The organism is Chryseobacterium sp. 2987, from assembly GCF_031456375.1.
Taxonomy (GTDB): domain Bacteria; phylum Bacteroidota; class Bacteroidia; order Flavobacteriales; family Weeksellaceae; genus Chryseobacterium; species Chryseobacterium vaccae.
Genome location: NZ_JAVDUN010000015.1, coordinates 13131 through 29593, shown reverse-complemented (window position 1 = coordinate 29593; position 16463 = coordinate 13131). Strand labels below are relative to the sequence as shown.

Annotated in this window: 16 protein-coding genes; 10 read left to right on the top strand and 6 right to left on the bottom strand. The window is 39.8% G+C overall.

Translation table 11 applies throughout. The features are described from left to right. Positions 1–565: 565 nt before the first annotated feature. From J2Y40_RS23650 to J2Y40_RS23640, 3 genes are all read right to left on the bottom strand, one after another. Positions 566–1492 (bottom strand): malate dehydrogenase, encoded by a 927-nt coding sequence (locus tag J2Y40_RS23650; RefSeq protein ID WP_153394786.1) that lies wholly within the window; start codon positions 1490–1492, stop codon positions 566–568. Between the two features lie 117 nt (positions 1493–1609). After that, positions 1610–2161 (bottom strand): biliverdin-producing heme oxygenase, encoded by a 552-nt coding sequence (locus J2Y40_RS23645; protein WP_153394788.1) that lies wholly within the window; start codon positions 2159–2161, stop codon positions 1610–1612. A 27-nt stretch (positions 2162–2188) separates the two neighbouring features. Then, complete coding sequence (locus J2Y40_RS23640; RefSeq protein WP_310001755.1) at positions 2189–4378, bottom strand: ATP-binding protein; 2190 nt, start codon at positions 4376–4378, stop codon at positions 2189–2191. A 369-nt stretch (positions 4379–4747) separates the two neighbouring features. On the opposite strand from J2Y40_RS23640, the gene J2Y40_RS23635 reads away from it, so the two are divergent. Genes J2Y40_RS23635 through J2Y40_RS23610 form a run of 6 tightly spaced genes read left to right on the top strand, consistent with a single transcriptional unit; the run spans position 4748 to position 11794 of the window. Next, positions 4748–5797, top strand: coding sequence for a linear amide C-N hydrolase (locus J2Y40_RS23635; RefSeq protein WP_153394791.1), 1050 nt, complete (start codon positions 4748–4750; stop codon positions 5795–5797). Positions 5798–5821: 24 nt separating this feature from the next. Next, positions 5822–6979, top strand: coding sequence for a porin (locus J2Y40_RS23630; protein WP_310001752.1), 1158 nt, complete (start codon positions 5822–5824; stop codon positions 6977–6979). A 20-nt stretch (positions 6980–6999) separates the two neighbouring features. Continuing rightward, complete coding sequence (locus J2Y40_RS23625; protein WP_153394795.1) at positions 7000–8430, top strand: anion permease; 1431 nt, start codon at positions 7000–7002, stop codon at positions 8428–8430. 16 nt (positions 8431–8446) lie between these two features. Further along, the gene (locus tag J2Y40_RS23620) at positions 8447–9103 is read left to right on the top strand and encodes a succinate dehydrogenase cytochrome b subunit (RefSeq protein WP_153394797.1); all 657 of its coding nucleotides are present in this window, start codon (positions 8447–8449) and stop codon (positions 9101–9103) included. A gap of 12 nt (positions 9104–9115) precedes the next feature. After that, entirely contained in the window at positions 9116–11032 is a 1917-nt protein-coding gene (locus J2Y40_RS23615) for a fumarate reductase/succinate dehydrogenase flavoprotein subunit (RefSeq protein ID WP_153394799.1), read from the top strand. A 12-nt stretch (positions 11033–11044) separates the two neighbouring features. Next, complete coding sequence (locus J2Y40_RS23610; RefSeq protein WP_153394801.1) at positions 11045–11794, top strand: succinate dehydrogenase/fumarate reductase iron-sulfur subunit; 750 nt, start codon at positions 11045–11047, stop codon at positions 11792–11794. A gap of 128 nt (positions 11795–11922) precedes the next feature. Here the strand turns inward: J2Y40_RS23610 and J2Y40_RS23605 are convergent, their stop codons facing one another. Beyond that, positions 11923–12696, bottom strand: coding sequence for a cyclase family protein (locus J2Y40_RS23605; protein ID WP_310001751.1), 774 nt, complete (start codon positions 12694–12696; stop codon positions 11923–11925). Positions 12697–13039: 343 nt separating this feature from the next. Next, positions 13040–14053 (bottom strand): nucleoid-associated protein, encoded by a 1014-nt coding sequence (locus J2Y40_RS23600; protein WP_153394805.1) that lies wholly within the window; start codon positions 14051–14053, stop codon positions 13040–13042. A gap of 250 nt (positions 14054–14303) precedes the next feature. Here J2Y40_RS23600 and J2Y40_RS23595 point away from each other — a divergent pair, with 250 nt between their 5' ends. The 4 genes from J2Y40_RS23595 to J2Y40_RS23580 all read left to right on the top strand — a co-directional run bounded on the left by J2Y40_RS23595 (position 14304) and on the right by J2Y40_RS23580 (position 15485). Further along, the gene (locus J2Y40_RS23595) at positions 14304–14465 is read left to right on the top strand and encodes a hypothetical protein (protein WP_185151960.1); all 162 of its coding nucleotides are present in this window, start codon (positions 14304–14306) and stop codon (positions 14463–14465) included. 4 nt (positions 14466–14469) lie between these two features. After that, positions 14470–14826 (top strand): hypothetical protein, encoded by a 357-nt coding sequence (locus J2Y40_RS23590; RefSeq protein ID WP_310001750.1) that lies wholly within the window; start codon positions 14470–14472, stop codon positions 14824–14826. 81 nt (positions 14827–14907) lie between these two features. Then, a complete protein-coding gene (locus tag J2Y40_RS23585; RefSeq protein WP_262486735.1) occupies positions 14908–15039 on the top strand; it encodes a hypothetical protein in 132 nt (43 codons plus the stop codon). Positions 15040–15089: 50 nt separating this feature from the next. Further along, positions 15090–15485: a hypothetical protein gene (locus J2Y40_RS23580; protein WP_153394809.1), complete on the top strand. Its 396-nt coding sequence runs from the start codon at positions 15090–15092 to the stop codon at positions 15483–15485. 288 nt (positions 15486–15773) lie between these two features. Here the strand turns inward: J2Y40_RS23580 and J2Y40_RS23575 are convergent, their stop codons facing one another. Next, positions 15774–16463 (bottom strand): hypothetical protein, encoded by a 690-nt coding sequence (locus J2Y40_RS23575; RefSeq protein WP_310001749.1) that lies wholly within the window; start codon positions 16461–16463, stop codon positions 15774–15776.

Here is a 16463-nt window from a genome sequence, read left to right as displayed (position 1 = left end):
GCTATCCTCATGATGATTTTACCCACAAACGGGACCTGCAACTGTAAACAATTTAAAAACCATTCAAATAATAGTTTTTATAGTGGGGATGCGGCGCGGCCGGCGGCCGCGCCGAATCCCAACTATTTGGTAAACCAGATCTACACCATTGAAAAAAATCTAAATTAAAGACAAAATGGAATAACAGGGAATGATCAATTGACCTAGGAAGCAGGAGCGTCAAAAAAATTGAGATTGAATCCGTTAAAAAATTTCCACTGTCTGAGCATAGCTGAGATTTGGCCCTGAAGAAAAACCGTTTGATCCATGCGAGTTTGGAAATTTTAGGAGTCAATTTCAATTTCTAGCAGATGATTCCAGTCTTGAATTTTGTATACTTTTTCTTGAAAAAAAGTATACAAAAAAATAGTTCTCGATTCTCTACTAACTCTATTTTTTTCTTTCAAGCCTAAGCTTTACACTTGATTCTTTTTTCTGACTCTTAGTTTTCAAAACAAAACAGACTGTCTCTCATCGAAACAGTCTGTTTTTATATTTAAACCTCAGCATAAAGCTGGTTTGTAAATTAAAATTTCAAATCTCCATTCACCTCTCTCACCGCATTAGCAGCCTCAGCGAATTTCAATTGCTCTTCAGCAGTAAGGGTTACGTTAACGATTTTTTCAACTCCGTTAGCTCCAATGATAGCAGGAACTCCTAAGCAGATATCGTTTTGTCCGTACTCTCCTTCAAGCATTAAAGAACAAGGGATCATTTTCTTCTGATCGCAAGCGATAGCCTGAACCATTACAGAAACAGCTGCACCTGGCGCGTACCAAGCTGAAGTTCCTAATAATTTAGTAAGGGTAGCTCCTCCTACTTTAGTTTCTTCAATTACATATTTCTGCTGCTCATCATCTAGGAATTCAGTTACAGGAACTCCGTTTCTTGTTGCTTTGCTTAATAATGGAAGCATTCCTGTATCACTGTGTGCCGCAATTACCATACCGTCAACATCAGAGATTGGAGCTTCTAAAGCTTCAGCTAATCTGTACTTGAATCTTGCAGAATCTAATGCACCACCCATTCCGATGATTTTGTGCTTAGGAAGACCTGAAGTTTTGTGTACCAAATAAGCCATAGTATCCATTGGATTAGAAACTACGATGATGATTACTTCGGGAGAATGTTTTACTAAGTTTTCAGTAACTTCTTTCACAATACCAGCGTTGATACCGATAAGCTCTTCTCTTGTCATTCCCGGTTTTCTTGGAATACCTGAAGTAATTACGGCTACATGCGAACCTGCAGTTTTGCTGTAATCTCCTGTTGTTCCGGTAATTTTCGTATCGAATCCGTTAAGCGATGCAGTCTGCATCAAATCCATTGCCTTACCTTCAGCAAATCCTTCTTTAATGTCTACTAAAACTACTTCTGAACAGAAGTTCTTCATTGCGATGTATTCCGCACAGCTTGCTCCTACAGCGCCTGCACCTACTACAGTTACTTTCATATTGTATACTTTTTTTAAATTATTTTTTTAGTTAAGTTTAAAAATTGAAACTCCCAAATTTAACAATTCCTGAAAAAATGGGCAATTTTTCAGGAATTTAATTAGGCTTCAATATCATTAATTCACGTTTAGTAAAAACGTATAGAGTTTTTTGGCTCCAGAAAGCACTTCATTATAGTTTTCTTCAGCAACTTCCGTGTCAAGAACCTCTTTGAAATTTTTCCACATCGGTCCGGTATTTTCCTGATAACATCCGAAGAAATTGAAAGTAACCTCATCAAAACCTTCCGTTTTGGAAAGCTGTTTAGCAATTACATTGCCTCCCAGCGTAGAACCTTCAATAACATACATTGCTCCTAATGCTTCGTGTTCATTATCAAAATGGAGATCGTGGAACGCTGTTTTATTTTCCAGAGAAAGACTTTCAAGATCCTTTTCAATAAGAGGGAGCTTCTTTCTATTGCTTAACTGAAGCTTGTCAGCATACTTATCAGAAAGGCTGCTGAATATTTTATCTTCACTGTGAAGAAGCATCAGGTAATTGGAGCTGATGATCTTTTTATAATCTTCCAGTGTAAAGGTTTTATTAAAAATTTTTTCAGAATTGAAAAGTTTCTCCGCAGCATCGTGGTATTCCGCTGTATTTTGTTTAAGATATTCTGATACCATCCATAAAGTTTTTAGGGTTTCTCAAATTTAAGGTTTTTTGAACGTTAAAATGAAAGAAGTACCCTCTTTATTGCTTTTATAATCTATATTTCCTCCGATACGGTTCATAATACGGTGTACAATGGAAAGTCCTACCCCGTTTCCTTTGAACTTTTTGGCGTTATCCATTCTGTTGAAAATCTTGAACATTTTATGCTTTTCCTCTTCAGGAATTCCGATACCGTTATCAGAAATCCGGTATACCACAGTTTGCTCATCTTCCGTTCCTGCGATTTCCACTTTAGGATGATCTTTGTGGGAAGAATATTTTACAGCATTATTGATGATATTAAGGAACACCTGATGAAGCATGGTTTTATCAGCAAGCACATCGGGACATTCCCCGATAATGATCTCACTGTTCGGGCTGTCAAAAGTGATCTTAGCATTTTCAGAGATCTTTTCTATCGTACGGGCAGGCTGAAGTTTTTCCAGCTGGATTTCACTGTGCTTGGCACGGCTCAGCTGAAGGACATCATGCATCATCTCCGCCATATTGTCGATTTCCTCAATAATGGAGTTCAGTTTACTTTTATTCTTCTCTGTTTTCTCAAAATTGGAAAGCAGCATTTGGGCATTTAGTTTCATCACCGTCAAAGGGGTTCCCAGGTCATGAGAAATGGTATAAGAAAAGCTGTCCAGCTCTTCGTTTACTTTTCTAAGCTGATTATTCAGTTCCTTGATAGCGTTGTATTGCTTATGGGAGGTTTCAAGAATCACATCACGTACGGCCTTTACCGCGATAACATCCCTGAAATTCCATCTTTTCGAATTTCCTTTAATGTTTTCCGTAAAAATATGGAAAGAAGTTCTTGGAGAAACCATCTGCCGTTCTTCTCCGTTCTGTGTAAACACACTGACATTTTTCTCAGGATTTCCTGCCCAGTTGATATGTTCATCAAACTCTTTCCGAAACCATATCAGCATCTCTCTTTTACTCCTTTCAATAAAATAAATAATAATTCCGGCAGCATTTCCATCCAGCTCCAGGTCATTCCCGTGGTCTTTCAGAAAGCTTCTGCTGACATACATGCTTCCTTCTGTGTTCTCCAACGCCCAGTCAACAATATTTTCAATCGTACTACGGCCGGGAACTGTTCCAGAAGTTACCGTTTCTCCTTCTGAAGTAATAGCAAGTCCATCAGCTTCAGGAAGATTTCTGATCTCTGTTTTATTGTCAATCAGAGAGTCAAACAAATGATTATGCTTTAAAAACTCTGCTTTCAGCTGCGATGACTTCTCATTCAGCTCAAGGCGATAGTTCAGTTCATTTTTAGATTTAAATGATGAATAGGCATTAGATGCCAGTGCCGTGAAAATTCCTGCCTGCACACGGTCTTCAAGATCAATATGTTTAGGCTCCGAATTCTGACAGGTTACAAGCCCCCAAAGATGGTCATCAATAATAATGGAAACACTGAAACTAGAGGAGGCACCGGAGTTTTTAATATACTGTCCGTGAATTGGCGACATCCCTCTTGAAGCAGCATAGGTCAGATCAATATGTTCCTGGGTTCTGCTCAACAAAGGGACCGTTTCTGCATATACATTGCTGAAAATCCTCTTCCGTTTCTTTAAATAGAGTTCTCTTGCCTGTTTCGGAATATCAGATTCCGGATAATGGAGACCAAGATAACTCTCCATATTTCCGGTTTTCCTTTCCGCAATGACCTTTCCTGAACCATCCATCATGAATTTATACACCATCATACGGTCATAGTTCACAATCTTAGAAAGAGTGCTCAGCAGCTGATCCCAAAGTTCCTGTTCATTGTCAATCACATAGAAATTATCGTACTTGTTTGAAATGCGTTTATTCGGGTTATCCAATACTGCTTCAAATTCAAAAAAAATGTTTTCCCCGTTTCTGAAAACAGAACAATGATATTCCTTTCCGTTGATGAATACTTTGTCAAAATGAGTTTCATTCTCTCGTCTTGTAAAGTCCTGCAATGAAACATAAATATCCGATTCTATAACAGGTCCGAAGATTTCCGGAAGGTCAATAAGTTGCCTGTCAAAAAGCTCTTCTGCGTTTTCGATCCTGAATATATCCGCAATATTGTTACTGAAAAAAGTGATGGAATGAGATCCTGCGTCAATGCCAATCAGATATCCAAAACTTTGTATATACCCAGGGATATGGATGGGTTCCTCATGACACTCTACAAAATTCATATATATTTTTGATCTATCAAATATAACGTTTTTTTTAAAGACATATTATTTTTGTGGTATCAAATCTCAACATGAGCACAAATACACCAACTCCCATAAACACAACCCATTCAGTGCATTGAATTGCCACTCAGATACCTTTTGATTTTACCATTTATAAAAGGAATTAATTAAAAAATACGGAAAATTTCTCGGAATTCCAAGAACTATGATTCATCACATGAATTTTACATTAATAAGTGAAATAATTAAGTTAATTAAACAAAATTTATTAAATTTATATCACCAAATAACCATTACACTTAAAAATAATTGAATTTTTTATCATATTCTCAATAAAAACTTCATTTAACTTCAAATAATATTACTATGAAAAAGTTCCCTTTCATTATTCTTACCCTGATTCTTTTATCAGGAACCTGGAGCGGATACGAAGCCTGCACCAGAGTTGTCTACAAAGGACCCGATAACACAGTCATTACCGCCCGTTCCATGGACTGGCGCGATGAGATTCCCGGCAATCTGTGGGTATTCCCAAAAGGAATCCAACGCAGCGGTGAAGTCGGGCCTCTATCCTTGCAATGGACCTCGAAATATGGAAGCGTTATCAGTTCTTCCTGGGACATCACCTCATCAGACGGTATGAATGAAAAAGGCCTTGTGGCTAATCTGCTCTGGCTTGGAGAATCCCAGTACCCGACCTTTGACCCCAAAGGAAAACAGAAAGGTCTGGCGATTTCCCTCTGGGCCCAATACTTCCTTGATAATTTTGCAACAGTAAAAGAAGCGGTAACCCATATGAATACCAATCCTTTCATCATTGTTAGTGATTATATTCCCGGAACCGAAAGATTTGCAACCGTACACCTTTCTCTGTCTGATGCTTCCGGAGATAATGCTGTCTTCGAATATATCAAAGGAAAACTGGTCGTACATCACGATCCGAAATATACCGTGATGACCAACTCTCCTGTATTTGAGGAACAATTGGCTTTAAACAACTACTGGCAGGGAATTCCGGGAACAGTTATGCTTCCGGGAACCAACCGGGCCGCAGACCGTTTTGTAAGAGCTTCTTATTACATCAATGCAATTCCGAAAACAAGTGATCCAAGGACAGCCGTAGCCAGCGTGTTCAGTGTCATCAGAAACTGTTCTGTTCCTTATGGCATCACTTCAGAAACAGAGCCTAATATTTCATCCACAAGATGGCGTTCCGTTTCCGATCAGAAAAACCTGGTCTATTATTTCGAAACGGTATTTACCCCTAACACATTCTGGGTAAACCTCAAAGATTTCGATCTAAGCTCAAAAGGCAAAGTGATGAAACTTGACTTGGGTAATTTCCAGACCTACAACGGTAAAGCCAATAAAGATTTTAAGGAATCCAAGCCTTTCAAATTCTTAGGACTTCAATAATTATATTCATTAAACACAAATACTATGACCTTTTTTTCAACACAAAAAAGAAGCCTGGTGTTTTGTGCTCTATTGGCCGGTTTATCAGCCGGCGCACAAATCCCGGACTCTCTGCAGACTGCCCAGCAGGAAGATAATGTAAAGTATCCGCAGCTGCAGATCAAAGGACTTTTCCAGGCCCGTTACCTGGTAGGAATGACCAAAGATGTCGATGTAAACAGGCTGCATCATGCCGACGGATCGGGAACCAGCAACAATTTTATGCTGAAGTATATGAGGGTTCAGGTACGTGCTCAGATCAGCAAACGGACAGAAGTCGTAGCACTTGCCAATCTTGCAGATTTTAAAAACGATCCCAAAAGCAGAGTGCTTGAAAATGCCTACCTGAAATACACTTTCAGTCCCAAATTAGCATTTACTGTAGGACAGTTCAGACCGTGGTTCGGTATTGAAGAGACCTACCCTATTGACATCATCAAGTCTTTAGACTGGTCCAATCAATACAGCGAATTCGGAAAACTGGGATGGACAAGTTTCCAGATCGGGCTTTCTGCCACCGGGCAGCTGAAACTTGGTGAAATACCCTTCCAATATGCTGTGTCTGTCGTGAACGGAAACGGAAAAAACCAGATCAATGATAATGACAACGGCAAACAGTATTCTACAAGACTGGTTTTCGGGCTTTCAAAAAAATACAACTTCAATGTCGGACTAAACGGTGGTATCGGGGAAGTTTTCAGTCAGAAAGTATATGCTTTAGGCGTTGATCTAAGCTCCATGATTCAATTTGATCCAAGATGGAGCCTTGATATGCAGCTTGAAGCCAAACAGGCTACCAATCATGTTCTGTACAACACGCTGGATCCTGAAACCAGACCCTCCAACCCGGACCAATACCTGATCCGCGGCGCTTATTTTCTTCCCAATCTTAGGTATGAGATCAATCATAAAAACCTCAGCGCTTTTGAACTTTCCTGCCGGTATGAATACCTTGATACCAATTTCAGGATGAATTCAAACCCGAGACAGACGATTACCCCGATGGCCGGACTGGAATTCCTGAAAAACTATGGAGCAAGAATCCAACTGGGGGTACAGTTTGACCGTTACAAACATCAGGTGGACAACACTTCGCAATACAACAACAATCTATTCATTGTTCAGGTACAGAGTAGATTTTAACCACTTAAATATTCAGCATCATGAAAGAAATTAATATCAGAAATGTAGCCATAACGTTTATCGTTGCATTGATTATATGGTTTATTCCTGTACCGGAAGGTGTTACCCAGGATGCCTGGCACCTTTTTGCCATTTTTGCGGCAACTATCCTAGGAATCATTCTTAAAGCAGCCCCAATGGGAACCATGTGTATGATGGCTATAGCCTTTACAGCCCTAACACAGGTGGTAGCCCCCGGAGATGCCGGAAAATCAATTACCAAAGCACTTTCCGGATTTGGAGATAAAGTGATCTGGCTGATCGGGATTTCCTTTTTTATTGCCCGGGGATTTATCAAAACCGGACTGGGGAACAGAATTGCCTTCCTGTTCATCCGGATTTTTGGGAAAAGTTCATTGGGATTAGCTTACGGACTGGGATTGGCAGATGTATGTCTTGCCCCTGCCATTCCGAGTAATACGGCAAGAGGCGGCGGGATCATCTACCCGATCATGAAATCTATGGCCATCAGCTTTGATTCTGTTCCGGAAAAACCGGAAACCCACAGAAAACTAGGCTCTTTTTTAACACTGAACAGCTATTATATGAACCTCATCGCCTCTTCCATGTTCCTGACGGGAACTGCAAGTAACCCGATGTGTCAGAAATTTGCAGCCAATCTCGGAATTAATATTACCTGGATGTCATGGGCCGCTGCAGGGTTCCTTCCCGGACTGGTAGCATTCTTTGTGGTTCCGTTGGTTCTATATAAATTATATCCGCCTGAACTTAAAAAAACTGGGGACGCCCCTAAAATGGCGGCTCAGAAATTAAAAGAAATGGGACCGATCTCCAGAAATGAATGGCTGATGCTTCTTGCCTTCTTCATTCTTCTTGCCCTATGGATATTTGGTGCATCCCTTTCTATTGATGCTACCACAACAGCATTCATCGGACTTACTTTATTGCTACTCACTTCAGTACTGACCTGGGAAGATGTAAAAGGTGAAAAAGGAGCATGGGATACCATCGTTTGGTTTGCCGTTTTGGTGATGATGGCAAGCTCTTTGAATGAGTTAGGCTTCATCGGCTGGTTCAGTGACCTGATTAAGGTTAAAATCGGCGGATTAAGCTGGCAGGTTGCCTTTCCGGTGATCATTGTGGTGTATTTTTTCAGCCATTATATTTTTGCCAGTGCTACAGCCCACGTGGCAGCGATGTATGCCGCTTTATTAGGCGTAGGTGTTTCTCTGGGAATTCCGCCAATGCTTTTAGCTATGATGCTTGGTTTCATGGGATCTGTGTACGGGGTTCTTACCCATTACGGCCACGGCCCGGCTCCGGTATTCTTCGGAAGCGGCTATGTAGACCTTAAAGTCTGGTGGCTGAGAGGCCTTGAAATAGGAATTGTTCTGCTTATTATCTATATGGCCGTTGGTGGTCTGTGGATGAAAGTTTTAGGATATTATTAATCATTAAATCAAAAATATGCTGTCAACATTGTTAAGAAAAATGCTGATGTGTCTTACAGGACTTTTCCTGTGTTTTTTCCTGCTGATTCATTTTCTTGGAAATCTTCAGCTCTTTCTTCCGGCCGAGCGGGCGCATCTGCAATTCAATGCTTATTCACATTTTCTGTCGGGAAATATCCTGATCAAAATCGTTTCCTATGTTTTGTATGTGAGTATTATTCTGCATGCCGTGGATGGACTGATCATTACTTTAAAAAATAAAAAATCCGGTGGAAATTACCGTTCTGAAAACCGGGGAAGAGCCAGTAAGTGGTATTCCCGCAATATGGGAATTTTAGGAACTTTTGTTCTGATTTTCCTGGTAATTCATTTTCAGAATTTCTGGTACGTGTACAAGTTTGGGAATACACCATTGGATGCCAATGGAAATAAAGACCTGTACATTCTGGTGGTTACTGTTTTCAAGGAATGGTGGTATGTCATCATCTATGTGTTATCGATGATTGCACTCTGCTACCATCTTATCCACGGAATTTACAGTGCTGCAAGAACTCTGGGTCTGTACCATCCTAAGTTTGTTAAATGGTTTCAGACAGCAGGAACAGTTTATTCGGTTATTATCTGCCTGGGATTTGCCCTGATGCCGGTATATGTATTTTTTACTGCTCACTAAAACAGACCAATCATGATTTTAAATTCAAAAATACCAGAAGGCCCGCTGGAACAGAAATGGGCTTATTATAAAAAGAAAGCAAAACTTGTTAACCCTGCCAATCGCAAGAAACTGGATGTCATTGTCGTGGGAACTGGTCTTGCCGGAAGTTCTGTGGCTGCATCTCTTGGTGAAATGGGTTATAATGTGAAGGCATTCTGTTTTCAGGACAGTCCGAGAAGAGCCCATTCCGTTGCAGCACAAGGTGGTGTAAACGCAGCTAAAAACTATAAAAACGATGGCGACAGTGTTTACAGAATGTTCGTTGATACTTTAAAAGGCGGCGACTTCCGAGCCCGTGAAGCCAATGTCTACCGTATGGCAGAATGTTCTTTGAATCTCATCGATCAGGCTGTTGCCCAAGGTGTTCCTTTCGGAAGGGAGTACGGTGGTTATCTTAACAACCGTTCTTTCGGAGGGGTACAGGTAAGCAGAACGTTTTATGCGAGAGGACAAACCGGACAGCAATTGCTGTTGGGAGCTTACCAGGCATTGATGAGACAAGTCGGAAAAGGAAGCGTACAACTGTATTCCAGACATGAAATGCTTGACTTAGTCGTTATTGATGGCAAAGCAAGAGGAATTATTGTACGGAATTTAGATACCGGGGAAATTGAAAGACACGCTGCCCATTCTGTCATATTAGCAACGGGAGGTTACGGCAAGATTTACTATCTGTCGACTTTAGCGATGGGATGTAACGGTTCTGCCATCTGGAGAGCCCACAAAAAAGGAGCATTAATGGCTTCACCAAGCTGGATTCAGGTGCATCCTACTTCTCTGCCACAATCCGGAGATTATCAGTCTAAATTAACGTTGATGTCTGAATCTCTCCGTAATGACGGGAGAATCTGGGTTCCTTTGAAAAAAGATGATAACAGGCAGCCTAATGATATCCCGGAGGATGAAAGAGATTATTATTTGGAACGCAGATATCCTGCTTTTGGGAATTTAGCCCCTAGAGATATTTCATCCCGTGCTGCCAAAGAAAGAATTGATGCTGGCTTCGGGATAGGACCTTTGAAAAATGCCGTTTATCTTGATTTTTCAAAAGCAATAAGGGAACAGGGAAAGGACAAGATTATGGAGAAATACGGAAATTTATTTGATATGTATCTTAAAATTACCGGATATGACGCCTATAAGGAACCGATGATGATCTCTCCTTCTGCCCACTTCTCTATGGGCGGACTTTGGGTAGATTATGAGCTGATGACTACTATTCCCGGGCTTTTTGCACTGGGAGAAGCTAATTTTGCAGATCATGGTGCGAACAGACTAGGTGCCAACTCTCTTCTTCAGGCTTCTGTGGATGGTTATTTTATTGCTCCTTACACGATTGCCAACTATCTGGCCGATGAGATTCACACCGGAAAAATTTCTTCTGAGACACCGGAATTTGAAGCTGCAGAACAGGCTGTTAAAAATCAGATCCAGAATTTTATGAATATTAACGGAACCAAAACGGTTGACTATTTTCATAAAACATTGGGAAAACTTCTGTACGATTATTGCGGACTGGCCCGAAATGAAGCAGGCCTGAAATACGCCATTGAAAAAATCAGAAAGCTGAAACAGGAATTTTACAGGGATGTAAGGGTTTCCGGACAGGGAGATAGCATGAACAGTGAGCTGGAAAAAGCCGGCCGTGTGGCGGATTATTTTGAAATCGGGGAACTGATGTGTTATGATGCCTTAACCCGTAATGAATCCTGTGGAGCCCATTTCCGGGAAGAATTTCAAACTCCGGACGGAGAAGCCCTGAGAAACGATACTGAGTACCAGTTTATCTCAGCATGGGCCTGGACAGGTGAAAACAGTGAACCTGAACTGATTAAAGAACCGCTGGTTTTTGAAGAGATCCAGCCAACGGTAAGAAGCTACAAATAAAAACAAAAAATTATGGATTTACATCTTAAGATATGGAGACAGAAAGACAAACAAAGTGAGGGAAAACTGGTCAGCTACGACCTTAAAGGATTAAATCCCCACATGTCTTTCCTGGAAATGCTGGATACTTTAAATGAAAAGCTGATCACTGAAGGCAATGAACCTGTAGAATTTGATCATGACTGCCGGGAAGGAATCTGTGGACAGTGCGGTATGATGATTAACGGAATCGCCCACGGTCCTTTAAAAAATACGACCACCTGCCAGCTTCATTTACGTTCTTTCAAAGACGGGGAAACGATTCTGATTGAACCTTTTCGTGCTGAAGCTTTTCCTGTAAAAAAAGATCTGAAGGTAGACCGTTCTGCTTTTGACCGGATTATTTCCTCAGGCGGATTTGTGTCTGTAAACACGGGACAGGCTCCAGACGCCACTGCCATTCCGGTTACGCACCAGACTGCTGAAGAAGCTTTTGATTCCGCGGCATGTATCGGATGTGGTGCCTGTGTAGCGACCTGTAAAAACGGAAGCGCTGCTCTTTTCACCTCAGCAAAAATCACGCATATGGTATTGCTTCCTCAAGGTAAAGAGGAAAGAAACAACCGTGTGATGAATATGGTTGCCCAGATGGACAGTGAGATGTTTGGACATTGTTCCAATACGGAAGCCTGCGAAATGGAATGTCCACAGGGAATTTCTGTCCTGAATATTGCCAGAATGAATTATGAATACAGCAGAGCTCTGTTTTTCAGGAAAAAATGATCATGCTGATAGTATTTATCTGAACCATTAAGGTTCTGCTAAGAGTTAAGGTTAATTAAGAGAAAGATAAAGGGTAAAATTGTGGATTATAAATTTGCAGTTTTACCCTTTGTTTTTTTATCTTTTAACTACGGATTGATCATAGCCACTACTCTAGCCGGAGCGGCAGATCCACCTACAATTTTTAACGGAAATACGCAGACTTTGAATCCGGAAGGGGGCAATGCACTAAGATTGGTCAGCTGCTCCATATGAAGGTATTCTTTTTTGATGCCTACGCGATGAGCTTCCCAGAAAAATTCGGGATCGTTCATTTCTTTTGCTTTTCTGGCCATGTATTTTAGAGGAAGATCCCATCCCCATTGGTCTATTCCCATTACTTTGACTCCCTGATCAATCAACCATTCGGTAGCTTCACGGCTCATTCCGGTTCCTTTTTCGGCAAACTCCGGAGTTCCCATCAGTTGATCACGGTCAGTTCTGATCAGGACAATATTGCCCTGCTGAATGGTAATTCTGTTTTTATCGAGATCTTTTTTAAGATCGTCCACGGTAATGGCAACGAAATCCTCTTTATGGCTGCAGTCGATCACAATTCCATCGCCATAGCACCAGTCCAATGGGATCTGATCAATAGTTTTAGCCGGTTTTCCTTCCACTTCGGGTCCGTAATGCCATGGAGCATCAATATGAGTGGTTGAATGAAGTCCCATGTTTTTTATCTTATCATCTGCCCATCCTGTCCAGTTTTTAGGAAAGAGCTTAAACGGAAGGTTTAAAGCCAGACGGATCAGCCAATGTGATTTTTTATGAGACTTATGTTTGATCTTCACTCTCATAAACCAGGGATCACCTGCGTTGTACTGAATGGGTTTTGAAAGGTCTATTATAGTTGTTTTCATCGTATGATATTATCGCGAAATTACAAAAAAGACAGACTGGAACTTTAATTAAAATACGAAATTAGAAAGAGCTCTATTTTCTGCAACGGTTGCCTTTATGGTTTGCTGTAATAGTTTCCCATAAATTTCTCAGATAGTACAGATCTTTGTGAGTATTTTTCTCTCGCAGATTCCGCGGATTGGGCAGATTTTTTATTTATTGCGGTTTTACAGATGGGCTGTATAGGTTTAGGCTAAAGCCAATGGATTGGTTTCATTATTTAGGCGGACTAAAGTCCGCCTCTATTGAATAAATTCTGCAAATTATATGTAATTCTTCCTGACTACAGGTTTCCATTTTAACTTATACTTCTTTATCAAAGTAAAGTCTATAATATTTCCCTTTGTCATCTTCTCCAGTTTCTATTTTCTGACGGTCTCCGTGGATATAGATGTGGAAATTTTTGTCCAGTTTGATAATGCTTTTGAAATGGCGCTGTGTTTTTTTTACTGCAGCTTCACTGATTGGAAATTCTTCAGCAATATTGATCTGCATATCCTGTTCGTAATCTGTTTTGAAGTTGACAAAACTTTCAATTACATGCTCATCACCCAGTACTTCATTGGCAAAATCGTCCAGTTTGAACTCTTCTTTCTCTTTAAAGAAATTAATTGATTTATTAAGGAAATCGGCCTGGTCGGCTTTAGAAACTTCAAATTCCTGCGGAAGCTGTTTCGTGATATAATCTTTGTAGACCATTAGGGCTTCCTGGGTGTGGAAATACTCATCGTCACGTTGTTTTACTTTCAGAAAGTCTTCAAACCAGTAATACATATCTCCGTTTTTATTGTTGTCTACCACAGAAAGTACATATCCGGTATCTTTATGATTATTGTAGATCAGGGCAGCCTTATCAATTTTAGACAGACCGATTCCCTGGTCTTTTTCAATGTCGAAAGTTTCTTCCAGAGGATTAATTTTCAGGAAAGATTCTCTTTTCTCTGTTTTAAAGATTCCGATCTTATCCACTTTATCCGGACGGTCGCTCTCCTCTTCAAAGTAAACAATGAACAGTTCCCCGCTCTGTACTCTAGGGTTTTCCGCTGCCTCGAAAAGATGTTTGGCAATATTCTCAGATTCCCAAAGAAATTTGGCTTTGTCTTCAAAGATTTCAGACACCGCACTGTAAACCGGGTTATTGACTAAATAGGTATCGCTGTAAAAGTGGAAAGTTTCTTCTGATTTAAAAGATCCTAAAAAGTAATTTTCCAGCAGTTCTGCCATTCCTTCCTCAAGCTTCAGCTCTTCCTGGGAAAGCGTTAACGAATCTCCGTTGATTTTATTTCCTACTCTGTGTACTATTATTTTTGAAAACATGTCCTGAATATTTTGGACTGCAAAGATAGATGGTTTGAAGCGAAAAGCAAAAGACTAATGAGAAGACAGCAAAATTTACGGTGTATAGCTTTCATTCGTCTCATTTCGATAAAAACCTTATCATTTTGACAGTATTTTCCTGATTAAACACCTCATCAAAAACAACACATATTATTAAAAATCAAATAATTACATTAAAAACCTATTCAAAGGTACAGCGTTGGCATCATGGTTTTCAAAACATAAACCTATGGACTTAAAGACTTTAAACCGGATTGACAAACTAAGAAGATTAAAAAGCAGGGGACCAAAAACTCCGGAGTGGCTGAAACCTTACCATCTCCTTTTCATGGCTTTCCTTGCTGTTTTCATCATGGGTGCAGTCCTTAAATTAATAGAACAAAATCATTAGTAATATGAATTATTCAGATGCCGCCCAGGAGATTACAGAGATTCTTCCTGATTTTGAAAATCAACTTGCAGGTTTTATGCCTCAGAACTCCCACAGTGTTATCCGCACTTTTACCGAATGCATCAAAAACATGATCAGACAGGATGACAGGAATCTTTTACCGGAATGCCTCCGGAAGATGAGCAGAATTTACACAGACGGAGATGCCGCATTAAAAAATGCAGTTGAAAATATTTTCATCTATTCTCTGGACAATTTTACAGCATTCTGTACCGGGGAATACAGAAATGTGATCTTTAGTCACATTTCACAGGACCTTCAAAAGTGCTATACCAGACAAATTTACAGTCACGGAGTATAGCATTTTATTACATTTTTCATCCGTTTCATTACAAAGTGTTTAAATTAAACAAAAATTAAAATAACTCACAATCAATAGATTATGAAAAACAAAATCAGAAAAATTTCAGATTGGAAAACATGGAAAACCACGACCAACAGGCACAATTCCGAGATATTACTCACTCACATCGCAGTGATTGTCGGGGTCTTTATTTTTGCGGCCTGTCTGTAAATTTTGGTATACATTTCGCTGCAATAATAAGTGTTTGAAAAATCTTAATTATGATGAAAGTACCAATGCAAACTATTAATCAAAAAACAGCTGTTGAATACTTAAAATTTTTCTATCCTCCACTCCGAAACGAGATCACTCAGTTATCCCTTCAGGATAATTTTGCAGGGGTGATTCAGGCAACAATCAATTACCTGAAAAATCTGCTTCAGGAATCGAAAATCAATATCATCGCCCATCATATCAAACTGATGGACATGATCTATAAGAATGGGAATTCCTATGTAAGAACGATGATTGAAAACCTGTTCGTAAGATCATTTGAAAGCTTTAAAAAGCATGCTAAAATTGCCCACTGGAAACTTCTGTACCAATATATGCCGGTAAGCTTCCAGATCATTTATAATGAGCAGCAGAAGCAGGATGAACTATTCTTTAAGAAATAATTTAATTTGTCAATAGAACTCCTCTGGTATTTTTACCAGGGGAGTTTTTTTTAGAGGCTGGAAGATGGAAGAAGGAGACTGGAAGTTACTTTTAGTTATAGATAGCGAAAACCTCTGTAAAATCAAATTAGCTAAAAAAAGGGCAATCTATTATTGATGACCTTCAGAACCTCCCTCTTCCATCTCCCTGCTTCCAAGCTCTATAAATCAAAAGTTCTTATCCCGAACCGAGATTATTTTACTAAGAGCCTACTGCTAAAAATTTAGACAATCTCATATCTGGAAGCTTTATATCCGCAGTTCGGCTAATGGAATTTTTAAAGGCAGGTATTCAACATCTTTATGTCCTTTGATTACCATATTCTCCCCTTCCAGACTTATGGATTTATAAATTTCAAGGAAGAATTCTATTCCATGCGCCGTTTGATCTATATTCTTTTCAAAAATAACAGTACCATCCTGCTCCAGGGTAAGTTTTGAATACATTCCCTCTTCTTTAAAAACAATCCAGACAGAAGCTCTGATCTTTTGTCCTGATAAAATGATTTCGGTATCTACTGCTCTGAAATCAGGGTTGAGTTCCATTGCAAGTCCTTTGTGGTAAGCATAATCAACAGCTTCAGTCAAATCTTTATTCTTCATCAGTTGAGCAGATTCCTTCAAATACTGACATCCGCGTTCCCAAAGAAAGACACTTTGTCCGGACCAGCTAAGCTTCATAAACTCATCCTTATCAAACCATCCATAATACTGCAAATCACCACCAGAATAATAGGGTGTATTTTTAGGTATTACAGGAAATAATTCATATGTTTTTTCTGTATTGAATTCAAGATTGATGAATGGAATCTTTTTTCCATTATATTTTTCATTGAGAAGACTATTCAATAACGTTCCTAATCCGAAAAACTGTCCGGAAAGATGCTGAATCCGTTCAGATCCGTCTCTGAACCAAAATAATGTTCTGCCTATTTTCAT